The sequence below is a fragment of the Streptomyces sp. NRRL S-37 genome, from assembly GCF_000721605.1.
In the GTDB taxonomy this organism is placed as follows: Bacteria; Actinomycetota; Actinomycetes; order Streptomycetales; family Streptomycetaceae; genus Streptomyces.
The window spans coordinates 729839-749223 of sequence record NZ_JOIZ01000005.1 but is presented as its reverse complement, the minus strand read 5'-3'; the positions used below and the strand labels follow the sequence as shown (position 1 = coordinate 749223).

Genomic DNA, 19385 nt, shown 5'->3' with positions numbered 1-19385 from the left:
GGGAGGGGCCAGGTCAGCGCTCGGCGACGGGGATCTCGTAGGGCTGGAGGTCCTCGGTGCACTGGCCCTCGTCGGTCGGGCTCGGGAACACGGGGGCGGCGATCGCGCACGTCTGGCCCTGGACCTGCTTGATGTGGTTGCCGGGACCGGAGACGGAGGCGGTGAGCAGGCGGTCGAGGTCCTCGGCGTCGGTGCCGCAGCCGGTGAAGGCGGGGATGGTCGTCTCGCCGGACAGCGTGCCGCCGCTGAGGAGCAGGTAACCGGTGGCCGGCAGGCCGATGATCTGCTCGCCCCGGCCGTACAGCACCAGGTGGTCACCCGGGAAGTTCGCCGGGTCCGGGTCGGCGGAGGTGAGGGACGTCTCGGTCCGGCACCCGGGACCGACGTCCAGGGGGGTCCCGTTGACCTCGAGGTCCAGTACGCGCAGGATCAGCGGGGCCCGGACGTAGGTGTCCGTGACCGTGGTGAAGTCGGACAGGCTCATCCTCATGCGTGAGTCGATCCTCATGGGGCCCGTCTGCTCCAGCACCATGGTGGCCGTCACCGGGGCGAAGTCGAAGGACAGGAAGGTCGCTTCGAAGGGCGGCGTCTGTTCGCGCTCCCGGTAGTGGAAGTTCGCGTACGACACGGTGTCGAAGATCAGGTACTCCGGGTCGGGGGGACCCGTTTCGGGCAGCCCCTGTTCGATCAGTACGCAGGACGGCGGCAGGTACGCGGCGCTCTTCAGCTTCTTCACGTTGGCGTAGCCGGTGACGTAGGCGTTGAGCGACACGTCCGTGGGCGGGTGCTGTTCGTCGTAGCGGCACGGCGGTACGTCGTCGCGGTCCGGGGCGGTGCCGGGGGAGGGTTCCAGCACCTTCGGCGACCGGTCCCCCTGCCGCTCCTCCCGCCGGTCCCCCGGCCCGTCCTCCGGTGAGCCCGGTGCCTGCGGGGACCCGGACGGGGAGGGTGAGCCGCTCGCCCCGGGGCCGCCGGTGCCGACCGGTACGGTGGCCAGCAGCCCCTGGTCCGGCGCGTCCTCGGCGAGGGAGCAGTCGACGGTCAGCGAGCCGGGGGCGGTGGCGGCCGGGTCCGTCGGATTCGCCGGGTCCACCGGGCCGGGCGTCAGGTCGATCGCGAGGCCGCCGGCGGTGAAGGTCAGGTCACCGTCGCCCCGGCCGGCCACCGAGGGGACGTCGCCCGTCGTGGTCAGGGTCAGCGGCCCGGAGGCGGGAAGGGACACGGGTCCGGTGCTTCCGCGCCATGTCGCCGTGGCCGTCGCCTCGTTCTGGGCGACGCCCACCGCGAGCCGGGTCGCGGGCCGCACCTCGGCCGCCCCGCGCGCGGTGAGGTCCGCGACCGCCTCCGCCGGCAGCTCCACGGTCGTGGTGACGCCGTCGGGCGTGAACGCCTCGCCCTTCCCCGCACGTTCCGGGAAGACCGCGGAGATCCGCACCGTCGCGGGCAGCCGCCCCGAGGGCAGGGCGCAGACGTAGGGGAGTTCGGCCTCGGTCTCCTGGGGGTCCGTGGCGGAGGCCGTGGTCGGGAGCAGGGCGGCGAGCACGACGAACGCGGCGGTCGACGTGGTCCGGGCGCGGGTACGGGAGGGCCGCGGGGCGGCGGCTCGTCGGACTCTCATACGACTCCGCTCGGTAGGGGGCCGGTGGCGGCGGGACGTGGCACGGAGCCCGCGAACGCCCGGCCGGGGTCACCGGCCGGGCGGACGTGAGCGGGGGCGGTCTACGGGTTGGAGCCGACGATGGACGGGATGACGCCGGTGCCCGCCTGCTTGACGGCGTAGTTGCCCTTGAAGGTGGGCTTGGTGGCGGTCGTGACGATCGCACCGCAGTTGACGGGGTTGCTGACCGACAGTTCACCGGTGACGCTGCTGACCGCGAGGACACCGGTGGAGTTGGTGTAGGTGGCCGAGGCCTTGCCCGTCACCGTGAACTTGCAGGCGCCGGCGGTCACGTTGGCCTTGACGTTGCCGACGTACCCCTTGGTGACGCCGGTGGAGGCGTTGTAGTCCACCGCGACGACGTCCCAGGGGGTGACCGACGTGGTGGTGACGTTGCCCAGGACACTGGTGCACGGCGAGCCGGAGGCACCGAAGGTCATGGTGGTGATGTCGGCGACGTCCCCGGGGTTGCCGGTGGCGCTGTTCATCACACCGGCCGCGGAGGAGGTCGTACAGGTCATCGGGATGGTGGCGGTCAGCACGATGTTGCCGGCGTTCGCGGCCTGGAACGAGGCCGGTGAGGGGGTGACGGTCCACACCGTGGAGGGCACCGCGGAGGACGGGCCGGCGGCGAGACCCAGCGCCGACGCGGCCGCACACACCACGATGGCCGATCTTCTCGTGTTCTTCTTCATGACTCGGGACGCTCCTTGAGGGTTGACCTGCGGTGAGCGGTGACGTTACTCGCCGGAAACTTAGCCGAACAATGCGGTTGTCCATGATTCTTTTGAAAAGGGAACAAGCTGTTTCCCCGGTGAGTGATGCGCGGTTCGCCTTAGTCACGAACTGCCAAGGACGGGCCGTTTGGCGAAGATGTCCCCGCTCTCCGGGCGTGCCGCGCGGCAGGGGGCGTGACACTCACCCGCCGACAACACCGGGAGGTTTTTCTGTGTCCCCCGTGACAAGTTCCGGATGGCCGGAGTCGATCTCCCGGAAAACTCGGAATCCGGTATTGCCCGCTGAGGTTACTCGACCGTAACGTGCCGGTGTGGTGCTCGGTTCCAGGTCGGTGGCCCCCGTCGGCCGGAGCCATGACGGGTGCTTTCCGGCCCCCTTCCACCGGGCCCGGGCGTCCGTCGGCGGGGCCTCACGGATCCACACCCCCCGGAGCCGCGAGGTCCCGCCCTGTCTCCCCGGAGACAAGTACGGGGCCGGTGTGTTGTGTGCGCGGTGACAAGTTCCGCGGGGGCGGCGGGGATCCGGTGCCGCACCCGTTGTCAGTGCGCTCCGCGCCGACTTAACGTGCGCCCGCGGCGCATATCCGATGGACGTCCGCTGGAGGTGATATGGGAATCGAAGTGGTGGTCGAGGGCCTGACCAAGTCCTTCGGTGAGCAGAGCATCTGGCGGGACGTGACACTCACCCTTCCCGCCGGAGAGGTGAGCGTGATGCTGGGACCGTCCGGCACCGGGAAGACCGTTTTCCTGAAGTCGCTCATAGGGCTGCTCAAACCCGAGAAGGGCCGTGTCCTCATCGGCGGAGTGGACATGGTGAACAGTCCCGAAAGGGATATCTACGAGACCCGCAAATTGTTCGGTCTCATGTTCCAGGACGGGGCCCTCTTCGGGTCCATGTCCCTTTTCGACAACATCGCCTTCCCGCTGCGCGAGCACACCCGCAAGAAGGAGTCCGAGATCCGCCGTATCGTCATGGAGCGGATCGAGGTCGTCGGGCTGCTGGGCGCGGAGGGCAAACTCCCCGGAGAGATCAGCGGGGGCATGCGCAAGCGGGCCGGCCTGGCCCGCGCGCTCGTCCTCGACCCGCAGATCATCCTGTGCGACGAACCGGACTCCGGACTCGACCCGGTCCGCACCGCCTACCTCTCCCAGCTGCTGATCGACCTGAACGCGCGGATCGACGCGACGATGCTGATCGTCACCCACAACCTCGACATCGCCGCCACCGTGCCCGACAACATGGGGATGCTCTTCCGGCGCGAACTCGTCACCTTCGGCCCGCGCGAGGTGCTGCTCACCAGCGACGAGCCGGTCGTGTCCCAGTTCCTCGGCGGCCGGCGCGAGGGTCCCATCGGGATGTCCGAGGAGAAGGACGCGGCCACCCTCGCCGCCGAGGCGGGCGCCGCCTCCTCCGCCCCCGCCGCGCCCCGGGTGATCGTCCCGCAGCTGGAGCCGTCGCCCGGCCTCCCGCCGCGCCGGGCCGTCGCCCGCCGGCGTGAGCGTGTCATGAGCATGATCGACACGCTGCCGCCCGCCGCCCGCTCCGCCATCCGGGACACCTACGCGAAGAACGCCCGAGCGGCCACCCTGCCGATGCCCGCCGCCGGGAGCGGCGCGTGATCACCGGCGCGCTGCGGCAGACCGGCCGGCTCTTCGCGCTCGCCGCCGAAGTCGCCCGCGCCGTCTTCCGAAGACCCTTCCAGTTCCGCGAGTTCGTCGAGCAGTTCTGGTTCGTCGCGAGCGTGACCATCCTGCCCGCCGCCCTCGTCTCCATCCCCTTCGGCGCCGTCATCGCCCTCCAGGTCGGCTCCCTGACCGAGCAGCTGGGCGCCCAGTCGTTCACCGGGGGCGCCAGCGTCCTCGCCGTCGTCCAGCAGGCCAGCCCGCTCATCGTCGCCCTGCTCATCGCCGGCGCCGGCGGCTCGGCCATCTGCGCCGACCTCGGCTCCCGGAAGATCCGCGAGGAACTCGACGCCATGGAGGTCATGGGCGTATCCCCGGTGCAGCGCCTGGTCGTGCCGCGCGTCCTGGCCGCCATGGGGGTGGCCGTCCTGCTCAACGGGCTGGTCTCCGTCGTCGGCATCCTCGGCGGCTACTTCTTCAACGTGATCATGCAGGGCGGCACCCCCGGCGCCTACCTCTCCAGCTTCTCCGCCCTCGCCCAGCTCCCCGACCTGTACATCAGCGAACTCAAGGCGCTGGTCTTCGGGTTCATCGCCGGCATCGTCGCCGCCTACCGGGGCCTCAACCCGCGCGGCGGCCCCAAGGGCGTCGGCGACGCCGTCAACCAGTCCGTCGTCATCACGTTCCTGCTGCTCTTCTTCGTCAACATGGTGATGACGGCCGTCTACCTCCGGATCGTCCCGCCGAAGGGAGGCTGAGGAGCGATGGCCTCCCCGCTCGTCTGGCTCGACCGCTCCGGCGACCAACTGCTCTTCTACGTCCGGGCCCTGCTGTGGATCCCGCGGACCCTGCGCCGCTACCTCAAGGAGGTGCAGCGCCTCCTCGCCGAGGTGGCGTTCGGCTCCGGCGGCCTCGGGATCATCGGCGGCACCATCGGCGTGATGATCGCGATGACGCTCTTCACCGGGACCGTCGTCGGACTCCAGGGCTACGCGGCCCTCGACCAGATCGGCACGGCCGCGTTCACCGGATTCGTCTCCGCCTACTTCAACACCCGCGAGATCGCGCCCCTCGTCGCCGGACTCGCCCTCTCCGCGACCGTCGGCGCCGGCTTCACCGCCCAGCTCGGCGCCATGCGCATCAACGAGGAGGTCGACGCCCTCGAGGGCATGGGCATCCGCTCCCTGCCCTACCTCGTCACCACCCGCATCATCGCCGGCGTCGTCGCCATCGTCCCGCTCTACGCCATCGGACTGCTCTCCTCCTACGTCGCCTCCCGCTACGTCACCGTCCTGTTCAACGGGCAGTCCCGGGGGACGTACGACCACTACTTCAATCTCTTCCTCTCCCCGACGGACGTCCTGCTCTCCGTACTGAAGGTGCTGATCTTCAGCGTGATGGTGATCCTCGCCCACTGCTACCACGGCTTCCGCGCCTCGGGCGGACCCGCCGGCGTCGGCGTCGCCGTCGGCCGGTCCGTGCGTAACGCCATCGTGCTGATCAGCGTCACCGACTTCTTCCTGTCGCTCGCCCTGTGGGGCGCGACCACGACCGTGAAGGTGGCGGGGTGAGATGAGCGGACCCCGGGGAGCACGAGGGGAGACGCTGCGCCGCCGGCTGGCCGGAGTGGTGTTCGTCCTGGTGCCCGCCCTGCTGATCTGGCTGGCCGTCGCCGTCTACGACAAGGAGTTCACCGACTCCGCCCCGGTGGTCGTCGAGACCGGCAGCGCCGGCAACCAGATGCGCCCGGGCGCCGAGGTGAAACTGCGCGGCGTCGTCGTCGGCGAGGTCCGCTCCATCGACGCCACCGGCGACGGAGCCCGGCTCACCCTCGCTCTGAAACCCGGCACGCTGGACGACGTACCGTCCGACGTCCGCGCGCAGATGCTGCCGACCACCCTGTTCGGCGAACGGTTCGTGGCCCTCGTACCGCCCGCGAACCCCTCGCCCGAACCCCTGGCCGCCGGAGCCGTCGTCCCCCAGGACCGCTCCGCGAACGCCATCGAGCTCCAGCAGGTCCTCGACGACGTCCTGCCGATGCTCACCGCCGTCCAGCCGCAGAAGCTCTCCGCCACCCTGTCCGCCGTCTCCCAGGCCCTGGAGGGCCGCGGGGACCAGCTCGGCGACACGCTGAGCCTGCTGGACGAGCACCTGAAGGAGTTCAACCCCCACCTGCCCGCCCTCAACCGCGACCTCAGGGAACTCGTGAAGGTCAGCCATGTCTACGCGGACGCCGCGCCCGACGTCATCACGGCGCTCACCGACTTCACCACCACCAGCGGCACCCTCGCCGAGCAGGAGGCCGACCTCGCCGCCACCCTCGGCACCACCACCCGCACGGCCGAGGACGTGACGGCCTTCCTGCGCGAGAACAAGAACAACATCATCCGGCTCGGCGCCACGAGCCGGCCCACCCTGGAACTGCTCGCCGCGTACTCCTCCGCCTTCCCCTGCACCCTGCGCACCCTCGCCGAGTTCGTCCCCGCCATGGACAAGGCGCTCGGCAAGGGCACCGGCCGGCCCGGCATCCACGTCGACGTCACCACCGTCGCCTCCCGCGGCGCCTACCGCCCCGGCCGCGACACCCCGGTGTACGACTCCGGCGGCGGCCCCCGCTGCCCCTCCGTGCCCTACCTCGGCTCGCTGCCCCGGCCCACCGCGCGGGCCGCCGTCCCCGCCGCCGAACAGGACCTCGGACCCGCCAACTCCCCGGCGGAGAACGACCTCCTCAACGAACTCCTCGCCCCCGCCGCCGGCGAGAGCCCCGCCGGCCTGCCCGACTGGAGCAGCCTGCTCGCCGGCCCCGTCTACCGCGGTACGGAGGTGACCCTCGGATGACCACCGCCCACGACACGCACACCCGGCGCCGCCCGCTGACCGGGCCGCTGCTCAAGTCCCTCGCCTTCGTGGTGGTCACCGCCCTCGCCACGACCGTGCTCGGCGTCGGCGTCGCCGGCACCGGAGTCGGCTCCGGCACCGGCGCCACCACCTACAAGGCCCTGTTCACCGACGTCACCGGACTCGCCGACGGCGACAGCGTGCGGATCTCCGGGGTGGAGGTCGGCGAGGTCACCGACATACGCGTGGTGGAACGGCGCACCGCGCAGGTCACCTTCACCGTCCGCGACGACCGCAGGCTGCCCCGGTCGACCACCGCCGCCGTGAAGTACCTCGACATGGTCGGCCGGCGCTACGTCTCCCTCGGCCGCGGCAGCGGCGACCTCACCGGCACCCTGGAGGAGGGCGGCACCGTCCCGCTGGAGCGCACCACGCCCGCCCTCGACCTGACCCTGCTCTTCAACGGCTTCAAACCGCTGTTCGAAGGGCTCTCCCCGAAGGACGTCAACGAACTCGCCGGATCGATCGTGCGGGTGCTCCAGGGCGAGGGCGACACCGTCGACGGCCTGATCCGCCACATCGGCTCGCTCAGTACGACCGTCGCCGCCAAGGACGAGGTGATCGGCCAGGTCGTCGGGAACCTCACCACCGTCCTGGACACCCTCAACGACCGCGAGGACGGCTTCGACGACCTCGTCGTCACCCTCCAGGAACTCGTCAGCGGCTTCGACGAGGACCGCGAACCGCTCGGCAAGGCCGTCACCGCCATGAGCGAGCTCACCACCGTCACCGCCGGCCTCCTCGACGACGGACGCGCACCCCTCAAACAGGACATCCGCGAACTGGGCCGGCTCTCGGACAACCTCGGCGAACACACCCCGCAGATCGAGGACTTCCTTCAGAAGACCCCCGCCAAGATGACCGCCCTGGCCCGCCTGTCCTCCTACGGATCGTGGTTCAACCTCTACCTCTGCGAGGCGCGCGTGAGCGGAGTGACCACCTCCGACGGCTCCGAACCGCCGACCGGCATCGCGATCACCGAATCGAGGTGCCGCGGATGAGACGCCCGTACATCAGACCCGTGAAGGAACGCGACCCCGTCGCCGTCGGCGTCGTCGGGCTGCTCGTCCTCACCCTGGTCGCCCTCCTCGTCTACCACATGGACCGGCTTCCGTTCGGCGGCGGCACCACCTACAGCGCCGACTTCTCCGAGGCCGCGGGCCTGGACGAGGGCGACGAGGTGCGCATCGCGGGCGTCACGGCCGGCCGGGTCACCGGCGTCGCGCTCGACGGGGCCAAGGTGAAGGTCACCTTCGAGGTCGAGGACGCCTGGATCGGCGACCGCACGACCGCCGCCATCGCCATCAGGACCGTCCTCGGCGACAAGTACCTGGCGCTCGACCCGCTCGGCTCCGGCCCGCAGGACCCCGGCAGCCGCATCCCGCTGACCCGCACCACCTCCCCCTACGACGTGACCCAGGCGTTCCAGGACCTCAGCGGCACCGTCGACGACCTCGACACCCGGCGCCTCGCGGAGAGCTTCGAGACCCTCTCCGACACCTTCGAGAACTCCCCGCCCCACGTACGCAAGGCCGCCACCGGCCTGTCCGACCTGTCGCGGTCCGTCTCCGAGCGCGACGCGGAACTCTCCGAACTCCTCAAGGGCAGCGCCAGGTTCACCAAAACGCTGGAGAACAGGAAGTCCAGCTTCGAGACCCTCATCGAGGACGGCGGCTCCCTGCTCGGCGAACTGAAAGACCGCCGCGCCGCCATCAAGGCCCTGCTCAAGGGCAGCAAGGACCTCGGCACCGAACTCGGCGGCCTCGTCGAGGACAACGAGAAACAGCTCGGCCCCACCCTCAAGGCCCTCAGCCGCGTCACCGGTGTCCTGGAGGAGAACAACACCCAGCTCGGCAAGACCCTCGCACTGGTCGGCCCGTACTACCGCCTGGTCGGCAACACCCTCGGCAACGGCCGCTGGTTCGACAGCTACCTGTGCGGTGTCGTGCCCCGCGCCTACCTGCCCGAGACCTCCCAGCCCGGGACCGGATGCCTGCCGCCGAAACAGCCGGCGGCGGCCCAGGGGAGCGGTGCGTGATGACCCGACGCCGAAAGATCCTCACCGGGGTCCTCGCCCTCGCGGTGCTCGCCGCCGGCGGCCTGACCGCCACCCGGGCCCTCGAAGCCGACGGCACCCGCATCACCGCCTGGTTCGACCGCGCCACCGGCGTCTACGCCGGGTCCGACCTGCGCGTCCTCGGCGTACGGGTCGGCGAGGTGGAGTCGGTGCGGCCCGAGGGCACCACGGTCCGCGTCGGCCTCCGCCTGGACGAGGGGATCAAGGTCCCCGAGGGCGCGCGGGCCGTCGTCGTCGCGCCGAGCGTCGTCGCCGACCGCTATGTGCAGCTCACCCCCGCCCACAGCACGGGCCCCGCCCTCGCCGACGGCGCCGTACTGCCCGCCTCACGCAACCGCCTCCCCGTCGAGATCGACCAGATCTACGAGTCGGTCACCGAACTCGGCGAGGCCCTCGGCCCGGACGGCGCCAACGCCGACGGCGCTCTGTCCGACTTGCTGAGGACCGGCGCCGACAACCTCGACGGCAACGGCGAGGCCATCGGCGAGAGCGTCGAGGAGTTCGGCAAGGCGGCCAGGACCCTCGACGGCGGCAGCGGCGACCTGTTCGCCACGCTGAGCAGCCTCCAGACCTTCACCACCATGCTGAAGGACAAGGACACCGACGTACGCACCGCACAGGAACGCCTGGACGAGGTCGTCGGCTTCTTCGCCGACAACAAGGACGACCTCACCGGCGCGCTGGAGGAACTCGGCAAGGCCCTCGGCCAGGTCAAGACCTTCATCGAGGACCACCGGGGCGAACTGAAGGAGAACGTCGACCGGCTCGTCCCCCTCACCCGCACCCTGGTCGAGCAACGCGCCTCGCTGGCCGAGGCACTGGACGTGGCACCGCTGGCCGCCGGGAACGTCGTGAACGCCTACAACCCCGACACCCGCACCCTCGACGGCCGCGCCGACCTCAACGAGATCAGCATGGGCGGCCCGCTGCTGCCGCTGCCCGTGGCCGGTGCCGCCGACGGGCGGAAGGGGGACGGCCGATGAGACGCGGAGCGTTCACCACCGGCCGGGTGGCCGGCCTCACCGCGGGCGGACTGATCGCCCTCGGCCTCGGCTTCACCCTCGCCCTCGGCGCGGCCGCCGTCGGACCACCGCGCTTCGACGGCATCGAGGACCTGCCGCTGCCCGGCGGCGCCGACCTCGGCGACCACCCCTACACCGTCACCGCGGAACTCCACGACGTGCTCAGCCTGGTCCCGCACGCCGCGGTGAAGGTCGACGACGTCGCCGTCGGCCGGATCACCGGCATCGAACTCGGCCGCGACGACTGGTCGGCCCGCGTCACCATGGAGATCAACGGCGATGTGCGGCTGCCCGCCGACGCCACCGCACGGCTCGAACAGTCCAGCCTGCTGGGCGAGAAGTACATCCAGCTCGTCGCACCCGCCGAGGAGACCGGAGCCGGCCGGCTGACGGACGGCAGCGTCATCCCCCTGGCCCGCACCAGCCGCACCACCGAGGTCGAGGAGGTGTTCGGCGCGCTGTCCCTGCTCCTCAACGGCGGCGGCGTCAACCAGCTCAAGACCATCACCCGGGAACTCAACGCGGCCCTCGGCGGCCGCGAACCCCAGGTCCGCTCCCTGCTCAAGCGGGTCGACACCCTGGTGGGCGACCTCGACGACCACCGCGGGGACATCACCGACGCCCTCGACGCCGTCAACCGGCTCTCCTCCACCCTCGCCACCCGCAAGGACGACGTCGGCACCGTCCTCACCGAGCTCTCGCCCGGACTGAAGACGCTGGAGAAACAGCGCGGCTCCCTGCTGACCATGCTGCGCTCCCTCGACACCCTCTCCGGCGTCGCCGTCTCCACCGTCAACGCGAGCAAGGACGACATGATCGCCGACCTCAAGGCCCTCGCGCCGACGCTGAAGGCGCTCGCCGACGCGGGCACGGACCTGCCCGACTCGCTCCAGGTACTGGTGACGTACCCGTTCACCGACGAGGTGCTGCGCGGCGTGAAGGGCGACTACCTCAACGCCTACCTGACCATGACCGCCGTGCCCGGGACCCAGGTGATCCCGCCGATCGAGGACCCGTCCTCGCCCTCCCCCTCCCCCACCTTCACGGTGGGCGGCGGGGCGGGCGCGGCGGGGGAGAAGCGGTCCTCCGGTTCGTCCTCCGGGCCGCCGTCGTCGCCCGCGTCGCCGCCGGGGAGCTCTTCGCCGCTGCCGCTGCCCTCCGTGTCCGGGCCCGGAGGTGGGAACAGATGATCACCCCCGCCGTACGGCTGAAGAACCTCGCCTTCCTCGTCGTCGCCGTCCTCGCCCTCTCGTTCCTCGGCATCCGCTACGCCGACCTCGGCCGGTACGTGGGCGTCGCCGACTACTACACGGTGGACGTGCGACTCCCGCACACCGGCGGCCTGTTCACCCACTCCGACGTCACCTACCGGGGCGTCTCGGTGGGCCGCGTCGGCCCGATCGGCCTCACCGACGAGGGGGTCGTCGCCGAACTCCGCATCAAGAAGTCCGCCCCCCGCATCCCCGCCGACACCAAGGCCGTGGTCGCCGGACTCTCCGCCGTGGGCGAGCAGTACATCGACCTGCGGCCCGAGAGCGACGGCTCCCCCTACCTCACCGACGGCACCCGCATCGAACAGGCCGACACCCGGGTGCCCGCACCCGTCACCGACGTCCTCGCCAGCGTCGACGACCTCGTGAAGTCCGTCCCGCTGGACGACCTGCGCACGGTCGTCGACGAGTTCGGCCAGGCCTTCGAAGGGCACGGCGACGACCTCCAGGCACTGCTCGACAGCGGCGGCGACTTCGTCGAGGCCGCCGACCGCGCGTGGCCGTCCACCAGCCTGCTCATCACCGACGGCGAGACGGTCCTGCGCACCCAGGCTCAGGAGGCGGAGGCCATCCGCGACTTCGCCGGCGGGGCGGAGGAACTGGCCCGTGCCCTCAAGGGCTCCGACGCCGACCTGCGCCGCCTCCTCACGGTCACCCCCGCGGCGGCCACCCAGGTCAGCGGCCTGCTGCGGGACCTCGACCCCAGCCTCGGCGTCGTCCTCGCCAACCTCCTCACCACCTCCGAGGTCGCCGTCACCCGGCAGCGCGGCATCGAGGAACTCCTCGTGCAGTACCCGGCGGCCGTCGCCGCCGGCGCCACCGCCGTCGACGGAGGGAAGCTGAACCTCGGCATGGCCGTCACCTTCTTCGCCCCCCTGCCCTGCACCGACGGATACGGCGCCACCCGCTACCGCAACGGCCTCGACCTCGGCACCGCGCCCGCCCTCAACACCGGCGCGGCCTGCACCGCCCCGGCCGCCGGCGGATCGAACGTACGCGGTTCGGCGAACGCCCCGAAGGGCGGCGCGGTGCCCGAACCGGCCAGACCCGGCTCGCTGCCCTCGGGCAGCGGCGGGACACCGGCGAAGGAGGGGACCGCTGCGCTCCCCGGCGCCCTCGCCCTGCCCGGACGGAGCGGCGAGGCACCGGACGACCTGTCCGGCCTCCTCCCCACCGGCGGTACGCGATGAGGGGGGCCCGGATCCTCACCGGAGCGGGGCTCGTGCTGGCCCTCGGCTTCTGCGGTACCGGCGCGTGGACGTACGCGCAGGCCCGCACCGACGACTCGCTCGCGTACGGCAGGGAGCGGGACGAGGCGCTCGCCGACGGACGGGCGGGCATCGCGGCGCTCACCACGCTCGACGCCTCCACCCGGCAGCGGGCGGAGCGGAGTGTCCGGGCCTGGCGCGCCGCCTCCACCGGGCCGCTGCGCGAGGAACTGGGCCGTACCGGTGCCGAGGCGGGCGCCTCGGCGCGCGGCACGGTCACCGAGGCCGCCGTCACCGCGCTCGACACGCGGTCCGGCACGGCCAAGCTCATCGCCACCGTCCGCGTCGAGGTCACGCCCGCCGGAACGAAGCGGCCGGCCACCGACCGCAAACGCCTGGAGGCGGTCCTGGCCCGCACGGGCGAGGGGGAGTGGAAGGTGAGGGCGCTGAGCGCGGTACCGGTCGAGGGCGAGAAGGAGGGCGGCGACCGATGACGCTGACGCGACTGCTGCGCAGGGGCGGTACGCCGGACCCCGGCGCGGAGACGGACTCCGCGCCCGGGGCCGGCGAGAAGGAGCGCGGGGACGCGGACGCGCCCGCCGGGAAGGCGGGCGGGCGGCTGCGGCGGGCCGTCCTCGTCGCAACCGCCCTGGTGCTCGTCCTCGGCGGCTGCGCCTTCTTTTACGGCGCCCACCAGTTGAGGTCGGCCGCGTCCGCCCGGAACCACGCGCTCACCGACCCCGGGGCCACCACCCGCGTCGCCGGCGATGTCGGCAACGCCCTCGCCCGGATCTTCTCCTCCACACCGGACGGCACCGCGGCCGCCGAACGCTCCGCGCGCATCGTCCTCGACGGCCGCGCCGCCCGCCAGTACGCGACCCTCTTCGCGCGGGTCCGCGACGACCTCACCGAACAGCGCGTCACCCTGAGCACCCGCGCCGTCCGCACCGGAGTGGCCGAACTCGACGGCGACGAGGCCCGCCTGCTGGTCTTCCTCGACCAGACCTCCCACAAGGACGGCGACAAGGCCGGGGCCACCACCGCGGCGGCCCAGCTCACCGTCACCGCACGCCTCGAAGGCGACCGGTGGCGGATCGTCGACATCAAGGCCCGCTGACCATGCGCGGGAGACTGGAGCACCCCATGAAACGCGCGGTCCGCGCCCTCGCCGGCACCCGCTCCCGGCCGCTGCCGGCCCTGCTCCTCGCCCTCACCCTCGTCGCGGGCGGCTTCGCCGCGTGGGCCGGCCAGGACTGGTACCGCGCGGCCCACGACGACCGGGCCGCGTACGCCGGGCAACGGGACGAGGCGCTCGCCGCCGGGGAGCAGGCCGTGCAGAACCTCAACACGCTCGACCACCGCGACGTGGACCGGGGCCTCGACCTCTGGGAGTCGTCGACCACCGGTGAACTGCGTGAACAACTCACCTCCGGACGCGCCGAGTTCGCCGAGCAGGTGAAGGCGGCGAAGACGGTCACCACGGCCCGGGTGCTGTCGGGCGCCGTCACCGAACTCGACGACCGGGCCGGCCGCGCCCGGGTGCTGATCGCCCTGCGCGTCACCGTCAAGGCGTCCGACGGCGCGAGGACCGACAAGGACAGCCGCATGCTCGGCGAACTCACCCGGACCGACGGCCGGTGGAAGCTGAGCGCCCTGGGCCAGGCACCCGTGGGCGGCGCACCGGCCGGCTGACCCGGTCCCGTACCGCGACAGCCGGCCGCACCGAGGAGGACACCGCACCATGTCGACGACCCGCCACCACATCAACCGCCAGCGCCGCCGCCAGGCCCGCGAGACCCGCCCCGCCGGGACAGTACCGGGCGCCGGAGCCTCACAGCGTGCGGGAAGCCGGCGTCGTACCGCCGGCCCGGCGGTGCCGCCGGCCCCCGGGGGCGCGACGGAACCGGACGCGGCCGGCGGTGAGGAGAGCGCTCGCGTACGGGCGCGCCGGCCCGTCGGGCTCCTCGTGCTCTGTGCGCTGACCCTGGTCCTCGGCGGCTTCGCCGGGTGGGCGCACGCCAGGGCCGAGGCGCTGCGGGACGACCCCGCGCGGCACAACACCGCCCTGACCGACCTGGCCCGCACCGGCGAGATCAAGGGACAGACCGCCAAGGCCGTCGACGCGCTCTTCTCCTACGACCACACCGACCCCGGCGCCCTGGAGAAGGCCGCGGCGGACCTCCTCACGGGAAAGGCCGCCGACCAGCACGCCGCCCTGCTCGCCGACGTCCGCGAGCGGGCCGACGCCCAGAAGGCGGTGATCACCACGACGGTCACCGACAGCGCGGTCGAACGGATCGACGGCGACCGCGCGCGGGTCCTCGTCTACGCCGACCAGAGCAGCGTCAGCACCGCCGGAACCACGAAGAAGGCCGAGGGCGAGCAGGACGAGGGCGTGTACGCCGGGGCCGTGCTCGCCGTCGACGTCGTGCGCCGTGACGGACGCTGGCTCGTCGCCGGCATCGACACCTTCGGCCGCTGAGGCCCGCAGGACCGCCCCCACTCCGACGGATCCGACAGGAGCGACAGCCATGCCCGTACGCCGCGCCCGACGCCCCTACGGCGGCCGGACCCGCAGAGGACTGCGGGCGACCGCCGTCGCCGTGGCCGCCATGGCGGCCCTCACCGCCTCCCAGGCGCCCGGCCTCACCGGGGACGCGAAGGACGACCACGCCGCCGACGACGTCCTCTTACCGGCGGCGGACGACCCGTACACCGCACCCGCCTCCCCGGACGACGGCTCCTACCACACCGAACTCCCGCCCCTGGACACCGCGGAGGCGGCTCGGGCCGCGTCGGTGCCCCCGGCGCTGGCGCGGGACCTCCGTTCCCAGTCGGGCATCCCGGCCACCGTGCTGCGCGCCTACCGTGCCGCCGAGGCCTCCGTGCGCGCCACGGACCCCGGCTGCCGGCTGCCCTGGGAGCTGCTCGCGGCGATCGGCAGGGTCGAGTCCGGTCAGGCGCGCGGCGGCGCGGTCGACCGGAACGGCACGACGCTGGGCCGCATCACCGGACCGCCGCTCGACGGCCGGGGTTTCGCCCTGATCCGGGACACGGACGGGGGCGCCCACGACGGTGACACGGTCTACGACCGCGCGGTGGGGCCGATGCAGTTCCTGCCGTCCACCTGGGCCCGCTGGGGCGCGGACGGCAACGGTGACGGCCGCGCCGACCCGGACAACGTCTTCGACGCGGCCCTGGCGGCCGGCCACTACCTGTGCGCCGGCGACCGGGATCTGGGCCGGGCGGCGGACCTGGACCGGGCGATCCTCAGCTACAACCACTCGTCCGCTTACCTGAGGCTGGTCAGGTACTGGCTGGAGTTCTACGGCCGGGGGGTGCACACCGTCCCCGACGGCGAGGGCGTCGTCCCGAGGAGTCCCGGCGCGGGCGGCGGGACCCCGGCGACCGGACCCGTCGACGGCGGGAGCGGCGGCGGCAAGGGGGACGGGGACGGGGGCGGCGGCATCGTCATCGGCCCGGACCCGAGTACGCCGGGCAGCCCCGAGCCGTCCCCCTCCGCCCCCTCACCGTCGTCCATCCCGAATCCGGGCTCCCCGTCCCCGGAGCCCTCCTCCCCGACGGCGTCTCCGACGCTCCCGGACCCCTCGCAGCCGCCCGGCGAGTCCCCCACCGGGACCCCGTCGCCCTCGCCGGACCCGACCGGACCGAGCCCCTCGCCCACCGAACCGGACGACTGCGTCCCCGAGTCCGCGACCCCGTCTTCCGGCCCGAGCGGCTCCCCGGCCCCTTCGCCCTGCCCGACCGCCCCGGCCACGTCCTCCGCGTGAGCCCGCCCGGTCCGCCGGGCTCAGCCCACCTGGTCCATCCCCGCCGGGTTCGGCCAGCTCTGCGGCCCCTGCCAGCCCGTCGCGGGGGCCATGGAGAGGCCGTCGGTGCCCCTGACCTGGGCGGCCGTCAGGCCACCGCGGGCGGGGACGCCGGGCGGGGTGGGACCGGCGGGCGGCGGCACCGGCGGAGGCACCTGGGCCGGTGCCGGGAACGCCGCGGCGGGCATCGGCGCCTGTGCCACGGGCGCGAGCGGCTGGGCGGGCGCCGGCATCGGCACGGGCGCGGGGACCTGCTGCGGGACCGGCGCGGGGACCTGCTGCGGGACCGGCGCGGGAGCCTGCTGCGGCACGGGCTGCGGAACCGGCGCGGGGACCTGCTGCGGGACCGGCTGGGGCATCCCCGGCATCCCCGTCACCACCGAGGCCGCGGCCGGCACCGGCATCCCGCCGCCCGCGTCCGCCGCGGGGGCGGACGCGGCGGCGGGGAGCGGCATGCCGGTGCCGGCGGACGGAGCGGCGGCGAGCCCCGGAACACCGGCACCGGCGGTCTGAGCGGCGAGCCCCCGCAGGCCGGCCCCGTTGGTCCGGCTCACCAGCCGGTCCACGGCCGCCGTGCCCGAGCTGTAACCGGTCCCCGTGGCCTGCTCGGGCGCGGCGGCCCCCCTCCTGGACGTCCCGTAGAGCACCTGTTCCAGGCCGGTCACCAGGCGGCGCACGTCCACCTGGGGGCGTACCACGAGACGCAGGAAGCGGCTGGACGAGCCGATCTTGTTGCCGCACTCGCGGACCAGGATCCGGTGCTCGGTGAGCATCCGGTCCCGGACCACGGTGCCCTCGGCGCCCACGGGGAGGCGCACGAAGAGGAAGTTGCCCTGGGACGGGTAGACCGTCAGTCCGGGCAGCGAGGAGAGCTGCCCGGACATGTCCATCCGGTCACGGCGGACCTGGTGCAGGCTCTGGGCGTACTCGGCGCCGTGCTCCTTCAGCATGAACACCACGTGCTCGGCGAAGGAGTTGAGGTTCCACTTGGGGAGCATGGACCTCACCCGCCCCGCCAGGGCCGGATTGGCGACCAGGTAACCGAAGCGGATGCCGTGCAGGCCGAAGTTCTTGCCGAGGCTGCGCAGCACGATGACGTTGGGGCGCAGCATCGCCTCCTGCACCACGCTCGGTTCGTTCTCCGCGTCGGCGAACTCCAGGAACGACTCGTCGATCACCACCAGGTCCAGGTCGGCCATGGCGTCCATGAACTGCACGACCGCGTGCTTGTGCAGGAAGCCGCCGTCGGGGTTGTTGGGGTTGCAGATGACGGCGACCCGGGTGCCGCGCGCCCGGATGAACTCGGCGTACTGCGCGAGGTCCAGGGCGAAGCCGCCGGCCTCCTGGAGCGGGAACATGTCGACCCGTTTGCCGGTCTCCATGGGCTGGTCGGTCCAGCGGCCGAAGGTGGGGACGGGGACGGCGAGGGACTCGCGGACCAGGAGGTGGTCGATCCAGGTGATCAGCTCGGTCGATCCGTTGCCCATCGCCACGCACTGCGGCGGCAGTCGGAGCAGGCTGCACAGTTCGGCCGTGATGGTGTCGGCGCTGCTCGGGTAGTACGTGATGATGTCGCGCAGCCGGGCCGCCATGTCCTCGAACATGGCGGGGGTGGGGAAGTACGGGTTGCAGGGGATGCAGAAGTCCACCGGGCCGGCCCCGTCGCTCTCCCGTGTCAGCGCCGCCATCGACGGGCTGTGTGCCGCAGTGCTGCGGAACAACGAGGTGACGCTGTCGGCCAAGGGAACCTCCGTGTACGGCGGGCCCGTTGGGGAGGGACGGGCCCGTCATGCCTGGGTGGCCCGCGCGGGGGAGCACGGGCCACCCAGGAGTACGGAGCGGGACGCGCCGCCGTTCAGTCCGTGTGAGGAAAATGTGACGGTGGCGGTCCGCCGGGGCTCACGCCCCGAACGAGTGGACCGTCGTCGTCCGGTACGTCTGTCCGGGCCGCAGCACGGTCGACGGGAACGACGGCTGGTTCGGCGAGTCCGGGAAGTGCTGGGTCTCCAGGCACAGCCCGTCGCCCTGCCGGTAGACCCGGCCGCCGGTGCCGACGAGGGTGCCGTCGAGGAAGTTGCCGGAGTAGAACTGCAGCCCCGGCTCGTTCGTCGCGATCCGCAGCGTGCGGCCGGAGGACGGATCACGCAGCAGCGCGACCTGCTCGGGACGGCTGGTGATGCCCTTGTCGAGCACCCAGTTGTGGTCGAAGCCCTGTCCGTACAGCACCTGCTGGTGGGCGGTGCGGATGTCCCGGCCGATCGGCTTGGCCCGGCGGAAGTCGAAGGGGGTGGCCGCGACCCGCGCCAGTTCGCCCGTGGGGATCAGCCCCGAGTTCACCGGCGTGTAGCGGGAGGCGGCGATGGACAGCTCGTGGTCGTGGATCGAGCCGCTGCCCTCGCCGGCGAGGTTCCAGTAGACGTGGCTGGTGAGGTTGACGACGGTGGCCTTGTCGGTGGTGGCCTCGTAGTCGACGCGCCAGTCGCCGTCCCGGGTGAGGGTGTACGTGACCTTCGTGCGCAGCGTGCCCGGGTAGCCCATCTCGCCGTCGACGCTGGTGTAGTACAGGTGGAGGCCGACGTCGGAGCCCCGGGTGAACGGCTCGACGTCCCAGACCCGCTTGTCGAAGCCCTGGGCGCCGCCGTGCAGGCTGTTCTCGCCGTCGTTGACGGAGAGCTGGTACGCGGTGCCGTCGAGGATGAAGCGGCCCTTGTCGATGCGGTTGCCGTAGCGGCCGATCAGGGCGCCGAAGTAAGGGCTGGAGGCGACGTACTCCTCGAGGGTGTCGAAGCCGAGGGAGACATTGGTGTAGCGACCGCGGCGGTCGGGGATCTCCAGGGACTGGACGATGCCGCCGTAGGAGAGGACCTTCATCCGGGTGCCGCCGTTCTCCAGCGACCAGCGGTGGACCTTGGTGCCGTCCGCGAGTGTGCCGAAGAGCGACTTCACCGGCTTCCCCCTGCCCGGCGCGGCGTGCGCCGTGCCGCCGAACGCGGTGGTGGTGGCGGCGACACCGGCCGCCGCGGCTCCTGCGATGACCGTGCGTCTGTTCAGTTCCATCCGTG

General features: G+C 72.5%; 18 protein-coding genes. 14 read left to right on the top strand and 4 right to left on the bottom strand.

Annotated features, from left to right (window positions below):
- Positions 1–13: 13 nt before the first annotated feature.
- Positions 14–1618 carry a DUF6801 domain-containing protein gene (locus tag IH50_RS0110285; RefSeq protein WP_030859623.1) on the bottom strand — a complete coding sequence of 535 codons (1605 nt, stop codon included), beginning with the start codon at positions 1616–1618 and terminating at the stop codon, positions 14–16.
- Positions 1619–1719: 101 nt separating this feature from the next.
- Entirely contained in the window at positions 1720–2352 is a 633-nt protein-coding gene (locus tag IH50_RS0110280) for a hypothetical protein (protein WP_030859620.1), read from the bottom strand.
- 651 nt (positions 2353–3003) lie between these two features.
- Here IH50_RS0110280 and IH50_RS0110275 point away from each other — a divergent pair.
- The 14 genes from IH50_RS0110275 to IH50_RS0110210 are packed head-to-tail and all read left to right on the top strand — an operon-like array spanning position 3004 to position 16284.
- Positions 3004–4014: an ABC transporter ATP-binding protein gene (locus IH50_RS0110275; RefSeq protein ID WP_030859619.1), complete on the top strand. Its 1011-nt coding sequence runs from the start codon at positions 3004–3006 to the stop codon at positions 4012–4014.
- Positions 4011–4775, top strand: a complete 765-nt coding sequence (locus IH50_RS0110270) for an MlaE family ABC transporter permease (protein ID WP_030859617.1) — start codon at positions 4011–4013, stop codon at positions 4773–4775. The genes IH50_RS0110275 and IH50_RS0110270 overlap by 4 nt, the downstream gene beginning before the upstream one ends.
- 6 nt (positions 4776–4781) lie before the next feature.
- Positions 4782–5588, top strand: coding sequence for an MlaE family ABC transporter permease (locus IH50_RS0110265; protein WP_030859615.1), 807 nt, complete (start codon positions 4782–4784; stop codon positions 5586–5588).
- 1 nt (position 5589) lies between these two features.
- Positions 5590–6855: an MCE family protein gene (locus IH50_RS0110260; protein ID WP_030859613.1), complete on the top strand. Its 1266-nt coding sequence runs from the start codon at positions 5590–5592 to the stop codon at positions 6853–6855.
- Positions 6852–7916: an MCE family protein gene (locus IH50_RS0110255; RefSeq protein WP_030859611.1), complete on the top strand. Its 1065-nt coding sequence runs from the start codon at positions 6852–6854 to the stop codon at positions 7914–7916. Before IH50_RS0110260 ends, IH50_RS0110255 begins: the two co-directional genes overlap by 4 nt.
- Entirely contained in the window at positions 7913–8953 is a 1041-nt protein-coding gene (locus IH50_RS0110250) for an MCE family protein (protein ID WP_030859609.1), read from the top strand. The genes IH50_RS0110255 and IH50_RS0110250 overlap by 4 nt, the downstream gene beginning before the upstream one ends.
- A complete protein-coding gene (locus IH50_RS0110245) occupies positions 8953–9975 on the top strand; it encodes an MCE family protein (RefSeq protein ID WP_030859606.1) in 1023 nt (340 codons plus the stop codon). The genes IH50_RS0110250 and IH50_RS0110245 overlap by 1 nt, the downstream gene beginning before the upstream one ends.
- The gene (locus IH50_RS0110240; RefSeq protein WP_030859604.1) at positions 9972–11204 is read left to right on the top strand and encodes an MCE family protein; all 1233 of its coding nucleotides are present in this window, start codon (positions 9972–9974) and stop codon (positions 11202–11204) included. The genes IH50_RS0110245 and IH50_RS0110240 overlap by 4 nt, the downstream gene beginning before the upstream one ends.
- Complete coding sequence (locus tag IH50_RS0110235; RefSeq protein ID WP_030859603.1) at positions 11201–12475, top strand: MCE family protein; 1275 nt, start codon at positions 11201–11203, stop codon at positions 12473–12475. The genes IH50_RS0110240 and IH50_RS0110235 overlap by 4 nt, the downstream gene beginning before the upstream one ends.
- Entirely contained in the window at positions 12472–12987 is a 516-nt protein-coding gene (locus IH50_RS0110230; protein ID WP_030859600.1) for a hypothetical protein, read from the top strand. The genes IH50_RS0110235 and IH50_RS0110230 overlap by 4 nt, the downstream gene beginning before the upstream one ends.
- A complete protein-coding gene (locus IH50_RS0110225) occupies positions 12984–13610 on the top strand; it encodes a membrane protein (protein WP_030859598.1) in 627 nt (208 codons plus the stop codon). The genes IH50_RS0110230 and IH50_RS0110225 overlap by 4 nt, the downstream gene beginning before the upstream one ends.
- Before the next feature lie 26 nt (positions 13611–13636).
- Entirely contained in the window at positions 13637–14185 is a 549-nt protein-coding gene (locus tag IH50_RS0110220) for a nuclear transport factor 2 family protein (protein ID WP_030859596.1), read from the top strand.
- Between the two features lie 49 nt (positions 14186–14234).
- Positions 14235–14975 carry a hypothetical protein gene (locus IH50_RS0110215; RefSeq protein WP_030859594.1) on the top strand — a complete coding sequence of 247 codons (741 nt, stop codon included), beginning with the start codon at positions 14235–14237 and terminating at the stop codon, positions 14973–14975.
- 49 nt (positions 14976–15024) lie between these two features.
- Entirely contained in the window at positions 15025–16284 is a 1260-nt protein-coding gene (locus tag IH50_RS0110210; protein WP_030859592.1) for a lytic transglycosylase domain-containing protein, read from the top strand.
- A 20-nt stretch (positions 16285–16304) separates the two neighbouring features.
- Here the strand turns inward: IH50_RS0110210 and IH50_RS0110205 are convergent, their stop codons facing one another.
- Positions 16305–18065 (bottom strand): pyridoxal phosphate-dependent aminotransferase, encoded by a 1761-nt coding sequence (locus tag IH50_RS0110205; protein WP_030859591.1) that lies wholly within the window; start codon positions 18063–18065, stop codon positions 16305–16307.
- Positions 18066–18222: 157 nt separating this feature from the next.
- Complete coding sequence (locus IH50_RS0110200) at positions 18223–19380, bottom strand: aldose epimerase family protein (protein ID WP_030859588.1); 1158 nt, start codon at positions 19378–19380, stop codon at positions 18223–18225.
- Between the last annotated feature and the right edge of the window lie 5 nt (positions 19381–19385).